Source organism: Peptostreptococcus russellii (assembly GCF_900110295.1).
In the GTDB taxonomy this organism is placed as follows: domain Bacteria; phylum Bacillota; class Clostridia; order Peptostreptococcales; family Peptostreptococcaceae; genus Peptostreptococcus; species Peptostreptococcus russellii_A.
Genome location: NZ_FODF01000006.1, coordinates 1 through 19,048, shown reverse-complemented (window position 1 = coordinate 19,048; position 19,048 = coordinate 1). Strand labels below are relative to the sequence as shown.

15 protein-coding genes are annotated in these 19,048 nt (G+C 30.1%); 2 read left to right on the top strand and 13 right to left on the bottom strand.

The features are described from left to right. Positions 1–267: 267 nt before the first annotated feature. The 12 genes from nth to BMY82_RS04780 form a co-directional block, all read right to left on the bottom strand. On the bottom strand, positions 268–921 hold the full coding sequence (gene nth, locus BMY82_RS04835) for an endonuclease III (RefSeq protein ID WP_091975250.1): 654 nt from the start codon (positions 919–921) through the stop codon (positions 268–270). 39 nt (positions 922–960) lie between these two features. Then, on the bottom strand, positions 961–2,625 hold the full coding sequence (locus tag BMY82_RS04830) for a nucleoside kinase (protein ID WP_242938916.1): 1,665 nt from the start codon (positions 2,623–2,625) through the stop codon (positions 961–963). 196 nt (positions 2,626–2,821) lie between these two features. Beyond that, complete coding sequence (lepB, locus tag BMY82_RS04825) at positions 2,822–3,427, bottom strand: signal peptidase I (protein WP_091975248.1); 606 nt, start codon at positions 3,425–3,427, stop codon at positions 2,822–2,824. A gap of 27 nt (positions 3,428–3,454) precedes the next feature. Beyond that, positions 3,455–4,903, bottom strand: a complete 1,449-nt coding sequence (locus tag BMY82_RS04820) for an RsmF rRNA methyltransferase first C-terminal domain-containing protein (RefSeq protein WP_091975246.1) — start codon at positions 4,901–4,903, stop codon at positions 3,455–3,457. Beyond that, positions 4,890–5,453, bottom strand: coding sequence for a DUF3867 family protein (locus BMY82_RS04815; protein ID WP_091975244.1), 564 nt, complete (start codon positions 5,451–5,453; stop codon positions 4,890–4,892). The genes BMY82_RS04820 and BMY82_RS04815 overlap by 14 nt, the downstream gene beginning before the upstream one ends. 348 nt (positions 5,454–5,801) lie before the next feature. Beyond that, a complete protein-coding gene (locus tag BMY82_RS04810) occupies positions 5,802–6,734 on the bottom strand; it encodes a DUF975 family protein (protein ID WP_091975242.1) in 933 nt (310 codons plus the stop codon). A gap of 228 nt (positions 6,735–6,962) precedes the next feature. Then, a complete protein-coding gene (gene purB, locus BMY82_RS04805; protein ID WP_091975240.1) occupies positions 6,963–8,387 on the bottom strand; it encodes an adenylosuccinate lyase in 1,425 nt (474 codons plus the stop codon). A gap of 209 nt (positions 8,388–8,596) precedes the next feature. Continuing rightward, on the bottom strand, positions 8,597–9,874 hold the full coding sequence (locus BMY82_RS04800; protein ID WP_091975238.1) for an adenylosuccinate synthase: 1,278 nt from the start codon (positions 9,872–9,874) through the stop codon (positions 8,597–8,599). A gap of 515 nt (positions 9,875–10,389) precedes the next feature. Beyond that, positions 10,390–11,841, bottom strand: coding sequence for a TrkH family potassium uptake protein (locus tag BMY82_RS04795; RefSeq protein WP_091975236.1), 1,452 nt, complete (start codon positions 11,839–11,841; stop codon positions 10,390–10,392). A gap of 9 nt (positions 11,842–11,850) precedes the next feature. After that, positions 11,851–13,209 (bottom strand): Trk system potassium transporter TrkA, encoded by a 1,359-nt coding sequence (gene trkA / locus BMY82_RS04790; RefSeq protein ID WP_091975234.1) that lies wholly within the window; start codon positions 13,207–13,209, stop codon positions 11,851–11,853. A 458-nt stretch (positions 13,210–13,667) separates the two neighbouring features. Further along, positions 13,668–15,113: a sulfurtransferase gene (locus BMY82_RS04785; RefSeq protein ID WP_091975232.1), complete on the bottom strand. Its 1,446-nt coding sequence runs from the start codon at positions 15,111–15,113 to the stop codon at positions 13,668–13,670. 184 nt (positions 15,114–15,297) lie between these two features. Next, the gene (locus tag BMY82_RS04780; RefSeq protein ID WP_091975230.1) at positions 15,298–15,849 is read right to left on the bottom strand and encodes a hypothetical protein; all 552 of its coding nucleotides are present in this window, start codon (positions 15,847–15,849) and stop codon (positions 15,298–15,300) included. 412 nt (positions 15,850–16,261) lie between these two features. On the opposite strand from BMY82_RS04780, the gene BMY82_RS04775 reads away from it, so the two are divergent. Then, positions 16,262–16,966 carry a PepSY domain-containing protein gene (locus tag BMY82_RS04775; protein ID WP_091975229.1) on the top strand — a complete coding sequence of 235 codons (705 nt, stop codon included), beginning with the start codon at positions 16,262–16,264 and terminating at the stop codon, positions 16,964–16,966. Between the two features lie 168 nt (positions 16,967–17,134). Continuing rightward, positions 17,135–17,713: a manganese efflux pump MntP gene (locus BMY82_RS04770; protein ID WP_091975227.1), complete on the top strand. Its 579-nt coding sequence runs from the start codon at positions 17,135–17,137 to the stop codon at positions 17,711–17,713. Between the two features lie 94 nt (positions 17,714–17,807). On the opposite strand, the gene BMY82_RS04765 is transcribed toward BMY82_RS04770, so the two are convergent. Further along, positions 17,808–18,137, bottom strand: a complete 330-nt coding sequence (locus tag BMY82_RS04765) for a biotin/lipoyl-containing protein (protein ID WP_091975225.1) — start codon at positions 18,135–18,137, stop codon at positions 17,808–17,810. Positions 18,138–19,048: the final 911 nt, after the last annotated feature.

Sequence of the window (19,048 nt, the reverse complement as noted above, 5' to 3'; positions counted from 1 at the left end):
TTATTATTTTAATTTAATTTATAATATCGATTGCAATCATTGTTTTTTAAACAATAACTCTAGTTTATTGCAAATATTCCTTTTTTTAAAAAAATATTTGTTTAAATTTTGGTTTTATTAATTTAAATCAGGTAAAATACTTAAATTATATAAGCTGTCTTATGTGATCTTTACTTTAAATAATTTTCAACTTATTATTTTTTCTTTTTTAGAATTTTTTTTGTAAATTTATTTTTTATAAATTAAAGTTTTTATTTTGCTGTAAATTTATTTTCCCTCTACATCTGTCTTGTAAAAATTACAATACTCAGTAATATTACAATTCTCACACTCTGGCTTTCTAGCCTTGCAAATTCTTCTTCCATGAAAAATTAGTAAATGATGACTATGAGTCCATCTTTCTTTTGGAATAGCCTTCATAAGTGCAAACTCTGTTTTTTCAGGAGTTTTTTCCTTTACTATACCTATTCTATTACTTACTCTAAATACATGAGTGTCCACTGCTATAGCAGGTACATCAAAAGCATTACTTAAAACCACACCAGCAGTTTTTCTACCAACTCCTGGTAGCTTTACTAACTCTTCAAGTGTATCTGGTACCTTACCATTATACTCATCTGTAATTATAGTCGAAGTTTCCTTAATTTTTTTAGCCTTACTTTTATAAAGTCCACAAGTCTTTATTTCCTTTTCTATTTCCTTTAAAGTCAAATCCTTAAATGCCTGTGGAGTATTATACTTTTTAAACATCTCTTCAGTAACTAAATTTACCCTCACATCTGTACATTGTGCAGAAAGTATCGTGGCCACTAAAAGTTCAAATGGCGTCTTGTGAACAAGCTCACAGTGAGCATTTGGATGTATTTCAGTTAATTTGTCTAAAATTTCTATTACTTCTTTCTTTGTTTTCTTTCTCGGCAATCCTATCCTCTCCTTTCTTTTTAAATTTATAAAACTTTTTTATACTATTCTACTACCACCTATAAACTCTCTTATTATTGCTGTAGGTCCTATATCTGCTGTATCATTCAATTCATCAAAATATTGTAAAAACTTTCTAAATCTTACAGCTTCCAAATAATGTTCACTTGTATCGCTAAGCTCTTTTAAAATTTCTAATGCTGGTTTCTTTAATACAGAAAGCTCATATACACTGGCTGAGTTAAACATTACATCTGCTTCTTCTTGATATGGGAATATATTTCTCTTTTCACCTGCTCTTACCTCAGGCCAAATATCCATTGTTGTTTCAGCATCCATTCCTCTAAACTGATAATCTCTAACCATTCTTCTTAAAAATCTCAAATCTGTTGTAGGTATTCTATTATGATCATCTAGATTAACCTGAGTAATTACACTTATATATATTTTAAACTTCACATCATCGTCAATAGCTGCAGTAAGCTCTGGATTCAAGCCATGTATACCCTCTATTACTATTGGTTCATTTTCTCCTATAGAGAATTTTTCTCCTGTATGCACCCTTGTTCCATCTATAAAGTCAAACTTTATTCTTTCTATTTCTTCTCCATTTAATAATTTCCTCATATCTTCATTAAATTTTGGTATATCTATAGCCCTAATAGATTCATAATCTGGCTTGCCAAACTCATTTTTAGGAGTATCTTTTCTTTCAATAAAGTAATCATCTAAAGATATCGGCACTGCATTTTTACCGTTAACCCTCAGTTGTGTTGAAAGCCTGTGTGCAAAACTTGTTTTTCCTGAAGAAGAAGGAGCTGCAATTAATATCACCTTACTAGCTCTTTGGACTATCATATCTGCAATTTCAGCTATTTTTTTTTCATGAAGAGCCTCTACAGTTCTTATCATCTCTCCGTATTTTCCATCTTCTATTATTTTATTTAAATCTACAACAGTATCTATACCTAGGGTTTCAGACCACTTCTCAGACTCTCTATACACATCAGAAAGCTTAGGCATTTCCTTAAACTCAGTGACTGTTGACTTTATCCCCTTATCTGGACCTACTATTACAAGCCCATCTGCCATTTTGGCTAGGTCTAAATCCTTCATATATCCCGTAGATGGAAACATATGCCCATAAAAATAATCAAAATATCCGCAACATTCATAAACCTTTGTTAAATCTTCAGTTCTATACTTTAAAAGTTCTACCTTTTCATATCTATCAAGTTCTCTAAACTTTTCAATTGCTTCATCATTTGGAAGATATCTGCAAATAATTTTATGATCCTCTTCTACATACTTGAGCATTCTTTCTTTTATATTTGCTATATCCTCATTTGTAAGATTGGGTCTATCTTCTATTACTGAATACAAACCATCACCAATTGAATGTTTAATACATACCCTTGATTCACCATATAAATCTCTACAAGCCAAAACTAAAAGTAGGGAAAGTCCTCTAAAATAAAGTCTTTCACCCTCTACATTTGTAGTATCAACGAATTTTATATCGGTGCTTCTATAGAGAGTTCTGTTTAAATCATAAAATTTATTATTTATTATCCCCATACATATATGCCCACGATAATTATCCTGAACAATTTTCGCTATTTCACTTAATTTTATACTTTCTCTTTCAAATTCAAGAATTTCTCCGTCTACGTTAAACACAAGTTTTTCTATTTTTCTTGCCATAATTTTGCACCTCCAGATACTAATTTAAACTTAAAAGTTTAGCAAAAATTTTTATATTTTCTTTTTTACTTCATAGATTATTTGCAATATAGGAAATCTATAAATGAATTTATCAACTTCCTATATTACAAATAAATTCAAGGGGGACACCCTTGAATTTATTTCTTATTTAATATTATATTGTCGTTAATATTTACTATTTTACTCTTCCAATATGGTCTGTAGGTAGTAGTCTTATTAGTATGCTTCCCACTAATCTGTCCTTAGGAACAAATCCAACTTCAGGATATCTACTATCTAAACTTCTACTTCTATTGTCACCCATACAGAAATATGTATCTTTTGGAACTATAGTATCTATATTGCCTTCTGTATAGTTTCCCTTAGAAACATATGGTTCATCTAGCTTTTTACCATTTACAGAAACTACTCCATCTTTTATTACAAGGTGATCGCCTCCTACAGCTATTACTCTCTTGACAAGGTCCTTTGTATCACTATCATCTTGTAATATAAAATCTAAAACTTTCTTACTAGCTGACTTTTTAGATGTTTCATAATTATTTATTGGCATTGTACTGTCAAATACTACCACAGTCCCCCTTTTAACTCCCGTATATCTGCTTATCCTATTTATAATCAAATAGTCATTATTATCTAATGTAGGATACATTGATAGACCGTCAACTCTTGTTGGTCTGATAAATTGTACTATCACTACTGCCAAAATAATGGCCATTATAAATATCTTTACTACTTCAAAGACTTCATGGACAAAGCCTCTTTTCTCTGTATCGCCCAAATTTTTCTCCTTCCCAGCAAGCTGATGCTATTTTCTTATTACTCTCCTTAATCCCTTTGGATACTTATTTTTCATAATTCCATTAGATTCTTTACCCCATCCAATAGAAACCCCATTGATAGTTACAAGAATCCAGCCTCTTGAATTATTATCCTCTGTATCTGGTTCAGAGTACTTATATACTTCTTTGCCTTCTAGAGAAATAGATTCTCCAACAATATATCTGAATACATCTTCATCTTCAATATCAAGATTCACTGCATACTTTACATCATCTATGCAAAGAGCCATTGCAAGTGAATGTGAAGGCTCAAATCTATTTTTTTTGATTTCTCCCATCAAAAGACCATTTCTAAGAACCTTTAATCCTGTTAAGTCTAGCATATCTTTGCTAACAAGATAGACAAATCCACCCTTAACTTCTACTGCCTTTTCTGATATTGCATTTTTTCTTTTGCTACCATCTCTGATATAGTCCTTCAAAAAACTTTCATAATCCTTCAGTTTTTGAGAATCCTGTTTTCTAGAATTTGAGGATTCCTTTTTTTTCTTTTTGGATTTTTTTGATTTTTTATTGCTATTTTCTTGAATTTCTTCTTCTCTTACTTCTTCTGAAGACTTAATTATTCTAGCAGAAAAATGTCCTTCACCTCTCTGTTTGTGAGGCCATATTCTATCCATTTCAATAAGTTCTGCATTCTGATACTCATTTATAAAATCATTTATAATATCTTCATTTTCTCTCTTTGTAAAGGTACATGTTGAATATATCAGCATGCCACCTTCTTTAAGCATATCAAAACCATCTCTTATTAATTCTTTCTGGATAGAAACACATTCTTCTACTTTTTCTTCTGACCAATCATCGATTGCATGTTCATATTTTCTAAACATGCCCTGACCAGAACAAGGAGCGTCTATAAACACTTTATCAAAGAAACCTTTAAAAAACGTTAATAAACCTTTAGAATCTGAATTTGTTATTGTGCAGTTTGTAGCTCCAAATCTTTCTAAGTTTTCCCCTAAGGCTCTTATTCTTGTACTATTGACCTCATTTGAAACTAGGATTCCAGTTTCATTCAACTTAGATAGTATATATGTAGACTTTCCACCAGGTGCTGCACACATATCAAGGATTTTCTCCCCTTCTGCAATATCTGTTTTGCCTACAACACTCATTGCAGAAGGCTCTTGTATATAATAGGCTCCAGCATCATGAAGTGGATTTTTGCCTGGACTTTTGTCACTTGATACATAATATCCCAAATCTGCCCATTCAACACCGTCTTTTTCGTAATCTATATCAAAAAGATTACTCTCTTCAAAAAACTTCTTTTCTACTTTTAAATCATTTATTCTTATTGCATTTGTCCTGTCCTGATCATATGAATTAATAAAATCTTCATACTCATCTTTCAACAGTTCTTTCATTTCTTTTTTAAATTCTTCTGGTAATTTTTCTTTAATGGTACTCATAAATCTTTGTTGCCTCGCATGTAGTAATTTTTAAGCTTCCTTCAACACTTTCCTTATACCCTGCTATAATTTCATTTAACTCATCGTCACTAAAATCAACCTGCTTTTCACTAAATACAATTATCTGATTTGAATCAAATATCATAGATAGATTGTTTTTAGAATTTTCTAACTTAATCTGAGCTATTTCCTTATTTTCTATTCTATCTGAGTAATAATCAAAAAATGCCATCTTGCGTATGTTGATGCTTTTCCCATCCTCACTCTTCATAGTCTCTTCAAGTCTTTCAATTTCTTTGTCGATTTCATTTAAATCTAAATCAATTCCCATTTTGCTGAGAATCTTCTTTTGAAGTTCAATAAGTTTATCATTTGAAATATTATTTTCTCGCTGATAATCTCTCATGCTTTTTGAGAACTCAGCCATTGTAAGTTGTCCACGAAATACCAAATCCATCTTTGAGTTTAAAAATCCTTCAAACTTTTCAATTTCTTGTTCGTCCCACTTCTCTTGCAATTTATCAAAATTTATTATCTTTTCATCCGCCATTAAACTTCCTCCTATATTCATAATACATTATTAAATCTATTCTAGCATTCAATGTTTATATAAAGCTTAATTATTAAAATATTTCAAGAATCTTAATCAATACTTTTTGAAATTCTTCTTAAATACAGATTTAAATTCTTATAAAGTAACTATTTGTTCTATAAATATCTTTGATAAGTCTTAAAGTGTTGATAAAACTGATTTTTATAAACTATATTTTAGCATATCTTCTTTATAGATTCAAAACTTTATTTATATATTTAAAATTTCCCCTTTTTTCAATAAAAAAAACAGGGAAAACAACTAAGTTTCCCTGCTTAAATTCAAGTCTAAAATTTTATCTTTTGATTAATTTTTACTTTCGTCTTTTTTATCCTTATCAGCTTCATAACCTTCAATTGTTGTAAGCTTTTCAACAGTCAAAGCATTCATTGGATCTTCTTTCTTATCCTCTACACTCTTAACTTCAGTATCTGTATTTGCGAAACTATCTCTTTCATATAGACCATCTTCTTCTACAAATGTTCTATAATAAGTTTCTCTTTCTCTATCTATTATTCCCTTTTCTCTTGCATACTCTTCTTTTGCCTTTACAAGTTCAAGATAGTAATTAGCTAGTGATACTTCATAGTATGGAGCCAAGAATAAAAATCCTATTCCTGCTGTTAATACTGCTAGTATACCCCATCCTATAAATGAAAGTTCAAATAAGAATAAATTCCACTTGTATCCCTTTACAAGTTCTCTTGAGCATCTCATTGCTGAAATAGCGTCCATATCTTCATTTTTTCTAAATATTATATATGGTGTCATTGAATAGATCAAATCTATGTATATTAGGACAGCTGTAAGAGCAATATAAACTACTATTGCAATAACTACAGTACCTGTATTCATACTTGCATACACACTATCTAACATAGTAGCTGGTCCATCACTTACAAAAGATAACATCAAACCACCTGATATTACTAGGACTGCTACAATTCCTACAAGAAATTGTATTGCTATAATTAATATTTTAAATACGAAAAATCTTATATATTCACTTTTTGTTAGAGTAAATTTCTTAAAATCTAACCCTTCATTATTTGCAACTCTAAATAGCAATGCTGTTACACTTGCTAATATTGGTATCATCAAAATCTGACTTAAAAGTCCATCAATAAGTTTATATAATACCATCATTACTATAAACATCACAAGCATTGTAGCTGCAGATTTTAACCAGTTTCCTTCTAATTGTTTACGAGACTGCGATTTTATATCTGAAAAATTCATAGCTTTCCCTCCTTTTTTTATAATTATATACTTAATAATAGTTTTTTTCAACTGTTATAGCAGTTTATTTAGCTACTTAAATCTTTTTGTAACCTATTTTTTTATTTGTTAACAAATAAAAGACAGCCCTATAAGTATAGAGCTGTCTTTGTTTTATTGTTTTCATTTTATATTTTTGTCTATTGAATATTTTACTTTGAAAACGTCTTTATTTTTTATTTTAATAGTTTAAACTGTTATCTCAGCAGTTTCAATTATTTCTATATCTCTAATAGCAGGTCTTACCGTTTCTTCTAGGAATTCTTCCACCTGTATTGGCGAGCAACCTACATAAAGTTCTGGCTTTAAAACTGCAAGTATCTCTTCTTTTGTAACCCCAAAAGCTTCATCTGCTGCTATTCTATCTACAAGGTCATTTTCCTTACCTTCAACCTTAACTACCTTAGCTGCTTCTAAAGAATGTATTCTTATTCTTTCATGAAGTTCCTGTCTATTTCCACCCTTCTTAACTGCATCCATCATAATATTTTCAGTAGCCATAAAAGGAAGTTCCTTCATTAGTCTCTGTTCTATAACCTTAGGATACACCACTAAACCATCGCTTACATTTGCACAAAGATTAAGTACTGCATCAATTGCAAGGAATGCTTCTGGTACAGATATTCTCTTATTAGCTGAGTCATCAAGAGTTCTTTCAAACCACTGTCCAGCCACTGTCATAGCAGGATTGATCATATCTGCAATTACATATCTTGATAGCGATGCTATTCTTTCACTTCTCATTGGATTTCTTTTATATGCCATAGCTGATGAACCTATTTGCTTCTTTTCAAATGGTTCTTCTACTTCTTTTAGATGCTGAAGTAATCTTATGTCGTTTGAGAACTTTGTAGCTGACTGAGCTATTCCTGCAAGAATATTTATAACCTGACTGTCTATTTTTCTTGAGTAAGTCTGTCCGGTTACTGGAAATACATCATCATACCCCATCTTTCTTGCTACTGTCTTGTCTAATGCCTTAACCTTGCTATAATCTCCATCGAAAAGTTCTAGGAATGAAGCCTGAGTTCCTGTTGTACCCTTAGCTCCTCTTAATCTCTTTCTCTGAAGGAAATCCTCTATATTTTCAAGGTCAAGAAGGAAATCTTGTATCCATAAAGTAGCTCTCTTTCCTACTGTTGTAGGCTGAGCTGGCTGGAAATGTGTAAATCCAAGAGTTGGAAGATCCTTGTATTCATCGGCAAACTTGGCAAGTGTTGCAATTGTCTTTCCTAATCTCTCTCTTACAAGTTCCATTGCTTCATACATTATTATAAGGTCTGTATTATCCCCTACAAAACAAGATGTAGCACCTAAGTGAATTATACCAGCTGCACTAGGACACTGAACTCCATATGCATAAACATGGCTCATTACATCATGTCTTACTTCTTTTTCTCTTTCTTTTGCAACTTCATAGTTTATATCGTCTTGGAACTTCTTTAGTTCATCTATTTGCTCTTGTTTTATATCAAGACCTAGTTCCATTTCTGTTTCTGCTAAAGCTATCCAAAGCTTTCTCCAAGTTTTGAACTTCTTATCTGGTGAGAATAATGCCTGCATTTCAGGACTTGCATATCTCGAAGTAAGTGGTGATTCATATGTATTTTTCATCTATAATCCTCCGTTTCATACTGCCTCTAAAGCAGCCTTTTTTAAATTCCGATTCTATTTATATTATATGTTAACATCAATTTGTGTTTTATTTGAATTATTTACCAGTTGAAATTGGGTATTTTTCACATATTCTACACAAAAAACATTGTAATTCAACAAAATTCGCAGAACAAGCTGCGAATTTTGTATTATTCTATTCTAAATGCTTATGGCATTACTATGTACTGTTCTCTTTCAGCACCTACTGATACATACTTGATCTTGCATCCTACTACTTCTTCTATATACTTAATGTAGTCGATTGCTTCTTCTGGAAGTTCTTCTAACTTCTTACAGTTAGATATATCCTTCATCCAACCCTTTCTGTATTCATAAACTGGTTCAGCCTTAAATAACTTTTCTCCTATAGGGAATTCCTTTAATGCTTCTCCGTTAAATGTATATCCTACACATACAGGTATTTCTTCTAAGTATGATAATACATCAAGCTTAGTAAGAGCTATTTCATCAGCACCCTGACATCTTACTCCATATCTTGAAGCAAGTATATCAAATCCACCAACTCTTCTTGGTCTACCAGTAGCAGCACCGTATTCGTTACCAGCCTTTCTCAATTCTTCTGCCTTGTCTCCAAACATTTCAGCAGTGAAAGGTCCTTCACCAACACAAGTTGAATAAGCCTTCATTATACCTATAGACTTTCCTAGCTTTAGGTTAGGAACCCCTGCTCCTATTGGTGCATATGGAGCTATTGTTGAAGATGATGATGTAAATGGATATATACCAAAATCTATGTCTCTAAGAGCTCCTAGCTGTGCTTCAAACATTATGTCCTTACCAGCTGAGTTAGCTTCATTTAGGAATACTCCTGTGTCACATACGAAATCCTTTACTATGTCGCCATATTCCTTTAGGTATGCCCACATTTCATCAAATGATATTGGTTCCTTACCGTATCCATTAGCTATCATAAGATTCTTCCATTCTATTATTCCCTTTAGTCTTTCCTTTAGATCTTCTTCACTGTCAAGAAGTTCGCCCATTCTAAGCCCCTTCTTCATGTACTTATCTCCATATACAGGAGCTATACCTCTTTTAGTTGAACCGTAAGCTGCATCTGCTAGTCTTTCTTCTTCTAAGCAGTCCTGCTGAACGTGATATGGCATTACTATTATAGCTCTATCACTTACCTTAAGGTTTTCAGGAGTTATCTTTATTCCTCCATCCTTCAACTTATTCATTTCTTCTACAAGGTGCTTGATATCTACAACGACACCATTTCCTATAACGTTTACTACATCATCACGTAGTATACCTGATGGTAAAAGATTAAGTACAAACTTACCCTTTTCATTAACTACAGTGTGACCTGCATTATTTCCACCCTGATATCTAACAACTATGTCATAGTTTTCAGATAACAAGTCTACCATTCTTCCTTTTCCTTCGTCTCCCCAGTTTACTCCAGTAATTGCTGTTAACATAAAATCTTTCCTTTCTTTTTATATATATTTTTCAATATTATCAAAAAAATAGCGTTCTTTATGGATATGAAATTCTATATTGTAACAAACAAAATTTCCCACAAGAACACTGCCTATTACTTGTAGATTATACCATATAATATTTAAAAAGTCTATGATAATGTATATGTAAAATGCTAATTTTTTATTTGAAATTAAAAAAAATATTCGTATATTTTCCTTTTTTATGCAAAATAACTTTTATAATTTTTATTCTATCGTGAAAACGCAATCATTATTTTAAAAGTTATATTTTAAAATTTATTAGAAATAATCCCTATAAAGTCTTTAATTTTTTTTATTTCACTATTTTATCCTTAATTAAGTAAAAAACGCAGCGAAAATTCACTGCGTTTAAAAATATATATATTTTCTAATGATTTTTATAAGCTCAATAAAACACGAATTATAGGAATTGATATCTATTTTCAATTATAACTGTGTTTTCTAATATTTTATTACATCTATTTATTAATTTAAAATCTTCTTTTATACATTCTAGGACTAAATAATAATAGTATCGGGAATATTTCTAATCTACCTAATAACATATCAAAGCACAATATAATCTTTGAAAAATCGGAAAAAGATGAGAAATTTCCAGTTGGTCCAACTATTGCACCTAATCCAGGTCCTACATTGTTTATACAAGTAATTACAGATGTAAGGCTGGTTTCAAAGTCAAATTCATTGATAGATATTAATAAAAATGAAATTACTATCAATGAAAAATAAACCAACAAATATGCCAAAACACTGCTAATTACAGATGTTTCTACAGTCTTTTTATCTATTTTTACGCTTACCATAGCTCTAGGATGAAGGAGTCTTTTTATTTCACACTTAATATGTTTTACCATTATAAGTACTCTTGAAACTTTTAGACCACCACCTGTTGAACCGGCACAAGCACCTACTATCATCAATAACAGTAAAATAGCCTTTGAAAACATAGGCCACACATTAAAATCTGCCGTCATAAATCCTGTTGTAGTAATGATTGTAGCAACCTGGAATGAAGCATATCTAAATGCCTTTAAAAAGGATGGATACATTCCTCTTATATTAAATGTTATCAAAAGAGTCGAAACTGCTATTATTGCAATATATGTTCTTAATTCTTCACTCTTAAATATTCTCTTGAACTTCTTTAATAGAGCCAAATAAAATAAATTGAAATTTATTCCGAATAAAATCATAAATACTGTAACTACACCATCAACATATGCACTGTCATAATAGGCTATACTATTGTTTTTATTTGAAAATCCTCCTGTACCTGCTGTTGAAAAAGATGTCAATATGCTATCAAATAAAGGCATTTTACCAGCAACAAGGAATATCACCTGTAGTATTGTTAAACCTACATATATAAAGTAAAGTATTTTTGCTGTCTGTTTAGTCTTGGGAACCAATTTGTCAACTGTTGGTCCTGGAACCTCAGCCTTCATTATATTCATAGACCTACTTCCTGCAAGTGGTATAATGGCAAGAACAAATACCAAAACACCCATTCCACCTATCCAATGTGTAAAAGATCTCCAAAATAGTATTCCATTTGGAAGACTTTCTATATCTGTAAGTATAGTAGAACCTGTTGTTGTAAATCCAGACACCGTTTCAAATACTGCATTTACATAGCTATTAATACTTCCTGTAAAATAAAATGGAAGTGCCCCCAACAAGGAAAATGTAATCCAAGCTATACCTACTATAAATAAACCATCTTTTGCAAAAATATCTAGTCTTCTAGGCTTTTTAAGGGTAAATATAAAACCAAAAGCCGCAAGTAATATAGCTATAGTCAATATAACTTTTGCAGTATTATACTCACCATATATTAAAGATACTATTCCAGGAATCATCATCAAAACTCCTTCTATCTTTGCTATATTCAGAAGAACGTAGACTACCATTTCATAATTCATACTTTCCTCCTACTCTGCAACTATATCTTCTATATCACTTATATTAAGTTCTTTTGAAATTATTATAATATTATCCTTAACCCTCATTGAGTCATTACCATTAGGTATAATAATTCTACCTTCTCTGACTATACAAGCAACTAAAATATCTTTCTTTAGTTTCAAATCAGAAAGTGGAATGTCTACAATTTTACAACTATCCTTTACAGAAAACTCCAATGCCTCAACCTTATCATCTACCATTCTATAAAGGCAATTCAATTTACTTCCATATGAGTTATTCATCGCCTTTACATATCTTAGAATAATATTTGCAGTTAAATCCTTCGGAGATACTACTGTATCTAGATTAAAACTCTCTGTTAAATCTCTGAAAGACGACTGACTCAACTTCGTAACTATCTTATTTATATCTTTAGTATTAGCATACATTGATAATATTATATTTTCTTCATCTATTCCTGTTAAAGAAACAAATGCATCTGTATCGTCAATCCCCTCTTCTTCCAAAAGCTGTTTATCTGTACCATCACCATATATTACGTCTACATTTGGTAAAAGATCTGACAATGTCCTACAAGTTTCATAGTCATTATCTATTATTTTTATTTTTACATTTATATGCTCAAGACTTTTGCATAGATAATAGGCTATTTTTCCACCACCTATTACCATAACTGTCTTAATCTTTCTTTTCCAACCTCCAGCTTTTTTTAGGAATTCTTCAAGATTGTCATGCGATGCTGCAATATTGATTTTGTCTCCAAGTTTTAATTCGACATTACCATCTGGAATAATAACGTCTCCCTCTCTCTGAACTGCACATATAAGAAGCTTCATCCTTAAAGCTTTTGTTATTTCATTTATTTTCATCCCTATAAGTGGTGAGTTTTTATGAATTTTAAACTCTAATAATTCAACTTTCCCCTTAGCAAAAGTTTCTACTTTTATAGCCGATGGGAATCTCAAAATTCTAGAGATTTCATTTGCTGCAACATACTCTGGATTTATTGCCATACTAAGACCTAAATCTTCCTTTATATACTTTAGCTGATTATAATACTCTGGATTTCTTACTCTTGCTATAGTATTTTTAGCTCCTAATTTCTTGGCAAATAAACAAGAGAACATATTGATTTCATCAGAAGACGTACATCCTATCACAAGATCTGCTTCTTCTACTCCTGCTTCTTTTTGAACTTCATAATCTATAGCGTCTCCGTTAATACACGCTACGTCTTGATGTGAATTGATTTTATTTATTACATTTGTATTTTTCTCAATTACTGTTACATCATGCATTTCTTTTGACAGCTCTTCGGACAATTTTTTACCTACTTTACCGCCACCTATTATTACTATTCTCACGGAACTTCCTCCTATAATACCTTATAAAAACATTCTAAAATACCACCTGCTGAGACGAATAGCTTGTCATACAGATGTTTTGAATATTATGATTCTTAATAGCGCTATTTAAACTAAATACTTTCTAATTAAGATTATATTTTTATGACTTTATTACTATTTATTTAGTAAAGTTTCTCCTAATAAAAACAGTTAATTTAGTTAGGTTTTTATTTCTTTTTTATGATTTTAAAAACCCGTCTTATTAGTTTAACACCTTTTATAGTATTATACAACTATTATATTACAATGTACTTAAAGAGATTACCTTTAAATATGTATCTATATTATAGTATTAAAAAAGCCTTGTTAAGAATATATATTCTTAACAAGGCTTTTTTATTTTATCTATACTTTATTTTGATTTAATTTTTTTATATTTTCATCAGAATTAAATAGTTCAAATTTACTAGAATATATTACTGTTTTGTAAAATACTCTTCTGGTTTTTTCTCTGGAGCATCTTCTGGTAATCCCTTTTCCTTATCTTCACTATCTGGCATTTTGCTCCACTCATACCAACCACCTTCATATACTCCTACATCTTTCCAGCCTAAAGCCTTAGCTATATAATAAGTTTCTGCTGCTCTCCATCCTGTACCACAGTGGAAAGAAACCTTCTTTTCTGGTGTAATTCCCCATTTCTTCCATCTATCTGCACAAAGATTGTAATTAAACATAGTATTATCTATATTTCTAAAGTCTTCCATAGCATATGGATTAGATCCAGCATAGGCAAATCTTGCATTTTTAATATCTCCAGCCTTGTCTATATATGTATATCCACTCATCTTTCCTAAATATTCATCAAAACTTCTAACAGATGCTACTACTGAATTCTTAGGATCATTGGCTATTTTCTTTTCATCTTCATAATTAAATATAATAGAAGGATTCTGTGGTACACTTGTTCCAAAATCTACTTTTTCAGTTTTTACATCTTCTTTATCTAAAGGTCTTTTTTCAAGATTCCAAATAACTTTTCCACCATTTATAAACTTAATATTCTTTACACCTGCATAGTCCATTACTAATCCCGCTCTAGCTGCAGCAGTTGTCGCCTTATCAGTTCCATAAAGTATTACAGTGGTATCCTTGTCAATACCTGCATTTTCTAGAACCTCTTTTATTTTATCATCTGGATAGAAATTCCAGAAAGTAATCTGTTTTTCCATAGTTATTCCCTCATATTCCTGTACAGTTCTAGGACCTGGAACATGATTTATTTCATCTGAATTAAAGTTTATTGCACCCTTTATATGACCGTTTTTGTATTCATCCTTTTCACTTGGTAGAGATATTTCTACAATTTTGTATTTTTCTCCATTATATCCTTCCGGTTTCTTACCATTTACAAGGTCTTCTACCCACTCAGGAGAAACATACATTTCGTAGCCTTCCAATCTTTCTAACTTACCACCATCTTTTGCATAAGAGTCAATTCCACCTTCTAAAGAATGTATATCCTTAAATCCAAGCTTTGCAAACTTGTCAAAATCTTCTTTTTCAACATCCTTATCAGAATAAATTACAGTTTTTTTATCCTTATCAATGTGTCTTCTCTTTAGTTCTGTTTCTATATTTTCAGGTTTCTTTTCATAGCTAAGCCATTCAACTGGAAAATCAACTGCATTAGCTATATGTCCACTAACACCATCTTCATTTTTCCAACCTAAAAACTTATCCGGATGTCTAATATCAATAATCTGAACTGAATCATTCAAATCCGATGACTTTAACATTGTATCTTCCACACTTACACTTTCTTTTTCATTACCTTTGTCTGATTCATTAGAACCACAACTAGACAAGCAAACTGCTAGAGCAAAGCTTCCTAAAATCAAACCAGCCTTTTTAAACTTCATAACTTCCCCCTAAATTATACCCATTTCGAGTTTTATTTTTAAAAAACATTTTCCCGTCTTTTAAATTCATACTCTCTCTCACAAAATATAGATTCTTTTCCATTTATATGCTTGCTTTTTCATGCAAACTTTAATAAAAATTATTTTTTATAGTGATTTATTATTTTCTAATACTTATTATTTATTAAACATCAAACCTATTAAATATTTTGTAGAATATAAATGTTACTATCCCTGATAGTCCAAATATTTTTAGTTGTTCTATTATAAATTCTTTATTAATAAATCCTTCAAAACTTCTTCCACCACCTTGGATCCAATTAAATGCTGCAACTGAAACTGGCTTAGAAAGTATCGCCATTAAAACTACTGAAGCTACTATAACTGCTATTAAATTATAGTTTCTATTTTTAGCAATTCTTTTCGGAATTCCACCTTGAGCAATTTTTATAATCAATACATTTGTAACCCAAAGGACAAAAGAGTAACTTAGAAATTCTGTAGCAAGTCCTGTTTTCATCATTATAATCTGCATTATACAAACAAATACTAAAGATTGAGCTGTTCCAAAGTAAAGTGAGAATATAAATAAACCAACCATATTAGAATATACATAGCTAGGTACATTGAAAAAAATCAAAGAAGAAGACGTTGCTATTATCGCTATTGCAGATACAAGAAATATCAAGATCTTACTGGCTATTCCCCTCTGTCTAGAATATTTACCTTTTCCCAAAATCTCACCTCCTTATAGAAAATTCACTCTTTTTATGATACCATACTGTTATTGTATATACAATTTATTTACATTTTCTTTTTTATTCTAATTTTTTATAATTATTCACACGATTACTTATCCACATATTTAGGAGATTTATCTATGAATTTTGTCACTTTTTTTGTAAATTTCAGAAAATTATCCACTAAGTCCACAGACTTCTCAACATAATAGCTATTTTTATTTTTAAAGCCCACTTTTTTTGGATTTTTTGTCACTTTTATAGATTTTTTTCTGCTGTATGGATACTTTTTATTACAATATAGTTAAACTTATAAATTTTATTTATATACTCCTATATTTGATGTATAATATATGTTGTGACTGTGCAATTCATTCTCGAATTGCTTTTTGTTAAGGAGGAAATAATATGAAAAAGAATATAAAAAAGGGACTCATTTTGTCTAGTTGTATGCTTATGTGCCTTTCAGCTGTAGGATGTGGTTCTAATAAAGATCAAAAATCAGATAAAAAGAATGTTGAAACTTCAGAAAATATTATGGATGTAAGAACTGCTAAAATAATCAATCAGCAACAAGCTATTTTACAATTTACTACTGCTAACAAGGCAGGAAGTGTTATTTCAGTAGAACTTGTGCCTTCTAAAGATAGTTATATCTATACTCTAGATGCAGTTGATAAAAAGGGCATCGAGCATATTTATACAATAGATGCCAAGTCTGGAAACATCTCTAAGAAAGAAGAAAAAGGTCCTATAGACAAAGCTAATCCACCTGAATATATCGACTTTGTTCCAGTTTTAGATATTCAAAAAGCTGGAAAAGCAGCTATTCAAATAGCAAGCAATCCAGATTTAAATCAAGTATTAGCATATAAGCTTTATAGTGATGGTGGAAAGAATATTTACCAAATCACTTTAACCGATGGTGGCAAAGGCGATTCTGCTAAAAATGAAAAAGTTCTGATCGATGGTATTTCTGGTAAAAAATTAACTGAAGAAGAAATCAAAAATGCTGAAAATACTAAGAAAGAAGAAGATGCAAAAAAGGTTGCTGAAAAACAAAAAGCCGCGGAAGCTTCACAAAATAAAAACACTACACCTAGTGTTGAATAAAAAGTCTCTTTAAAGACACTTTTAAAAATCAAAAATATATATTTATCATTTAATTCTTCATTATGATATATTTTTATTATATAGATTATTTGATATATTTATTGTATAATAATATATAGATTTTTACTCCGCCTATTAGGTGGAGTTTATTTTTATAAGGAGATAACTATGTCATTTTTTAATTTAATTAGTATAGGTGTTGGTTTGAGCATGGATGCTTTTGCTGTTTCTATATGCAAAGGTCTCTGTCAAAGAAAAATGAATTGGAAAAAAGCTATTATCATAGCTTTATATTTTGGTGTTTTTCAGGCAGTAATGCCTCTTATAGGCTATTTTTTAGGATCTCAATTCGCAGGTTTTATATCTTCATTTAGCCATTGGGTTGCATTTTCCCTTTTACTATTTATCGGTCTTAATATGATCAAAGAATCAAGAGAGGTGAAACAAGAAGAAGAAATTTTATGTGATATAAAGGGTGAACTAGAAATAGATTTTAAAAATATGATTGTTCTAGCTGTAGCTACAAGCATAGATGCTCTAGCAGTAGGTATATCATTTGCTTTATTAAATATAAATATATTCTCTGCAGTTTCAATTATAGGTATTACAACTTTTATAATTTCTGCAATAGGAGTTTTTATAGGATTTAAATTCGGTTCAAAGTACAAAAGCAAATCTGAAGTTTTAGGTGGTCTAATACTTATTCTAATCGGTCTTAAGATTCTTTTAGAATCTCTTTTGAAATAAAAATATAGAAATAGTAAAAGGCATCTCAAGTCTGTATAAAACAGATTTTAAGATGCCTTCTTTCTTTGAGTCTTCATCTTCTAGATCATTTGTATTAATTGACATTCTTACTTTCCTTTAACTTAGATATAAACTTTGCAATAAATCCAGAAGCAAAAAACTCATCTTCTGTTTCCACTTCGTCTGGAGATATTTCGAATATACCTATTACTTGAGAATCTTCCACTATAGCGTTTTCATAAATTGTTTTCTCAACTAGCATTCCACTCTTTGGAGCTTTAACTTCGTGTTTTTCACTGAGATTATTAATTACACAAACTACGTCTCCAGATTCAAAGCTATCCCCTAGATCGACTTTCCATTCCTGCAATTTGCTCACACAGCAAAAGTCATTTACCTTAGGCACTTTAATCTTTCCTCTCAATCATATCACCCCTATATAAAATCCAAATATAACCCTTATTTCTAGTTTACCACAAATGATTCTTTTATTAATGTATTATTAATTTTTTATCAGAGTATTTTTATTTTATTTTTATAACTTCTGAACATAGAAATATTTTATAATATCACTTTATGAATTAATACTTTATTTTTTATCATTATTTTTATTAATATATATTTATATCTATTTTTTTTATGTTTTTTTAAGATTTATTTTTATTTTTTATAATTACATTACTTATATTTCTAATATATATATTCTTATAGATTTAATCAAGCATAACTATAGTTTTTTTATATAGTTTATATAACTTCTTTGATAATATATAAACATTATTCTTTCTTGACTAGAAGTTTTTTATTAGTAATTAAAATTCACACCAACTTTTCAACTACACAAATACTTATTTAATTTATAATTTCACTTTATGCTATATTTTGAAAATATTGATACTTTAAATAAATAACAATATAAATTGAATTAATAGATATTAATAAAGTTCAATAAAAAATAGCTACTGGTCTTTATATACAGCAAGTTTTATATGTGCATAGTCAGTAGCTATTTTTGGCTCTATAATATTTAGTGTTGATGGCAATAAATAATCCATAAACGTCGTAAGACGAAAATGGATAAAATTGCTATCAACACTATTTTTTCAAAAAAAAGATGAACACATACGAAATCCATTGTATAATTTAATCACCACAAAAAAATAAGAAAGGATTAATCATATGTGTTCAAATAATAGTATAACAAAAATTTTAGGAATTAGCGATAAAAATTTAAAAATTATAAGCAGTGACTACAAAAATATAAAAGGTATTAGATATATGGTTATAGATGCTCAAATTACTTATATTCCAAAAGTTTGTACTAAGTGTGGTTGT

Coding starts and splice junctions, on each gene's coding strand:
- BMY82_RS04830 (WP_242938916.1), bottom strand. CDS start 2,625: ATGGCAAGAAAAATAGAAAAACTTGTGTTTAACGTAGACGGAGAAATT.
- BMY82_RS04820 (WP_091975246.1), bottom strand. CDS start 4,903: ATGAGTACCATTAAAGAAAAATTACCAGAAGAATTTAAAAAAGAAATG.
- BMY82_RS04815 (WP_091975244.1), bottom strand. CDS start 5,453: ATGGCGGATGAAAAGATAATAAATTTTGATAAATTGCAAGAGAAGTGG.
- BMY82_RS04810 (WP_091975242.1), bottom strand. CDS start 6,734: ATGAATTTTTCAGATATAAAATCGCAGTCTCGTAAACAATTAGAAGGA.
- purB (WP_091975240.1), bottom strand. CDS start 8,387: ATGAAAAATACATATGAATCACCACTTACTTCGAGATATGCAAGTCCT.
- BMY82_RS04800 (WP_091975238.1), bottom strand. CDS start 9,874: ATGTTAACAGCAATTACTGGAGTAAACTGGGGAGACGAAGGAAAAGGA.
- BMY82_RS04795 (WP_091975236.1), bottom strand. CDS start 11,841: ATGAATTATGAAATGGTAGTCTACGTTCTTCTGAATATAGCAAAGATA.
- BMY82_RS04785 (WP_091975232.1), bottom strand. CDS start 15,113: ATGAAGTTTAAAAAGGCTGGTTTGATTTTAGGAAGCTTTGCTCTAGCA.
- BMY82_RS04775 (WP_091975229.1), top strand. CDS start 16,262: ATGAAAAAGAATATAAAAAAGGGACTCATTTTGTCTAGTTGTATGCTT.
- BMY82_RS04770 (WP_091975227.1), top strand. CDS start 17,135: ATGTCATTTTTTAATTTAATTAGTATAGGTGTTGGTTTGAGCATGGAT.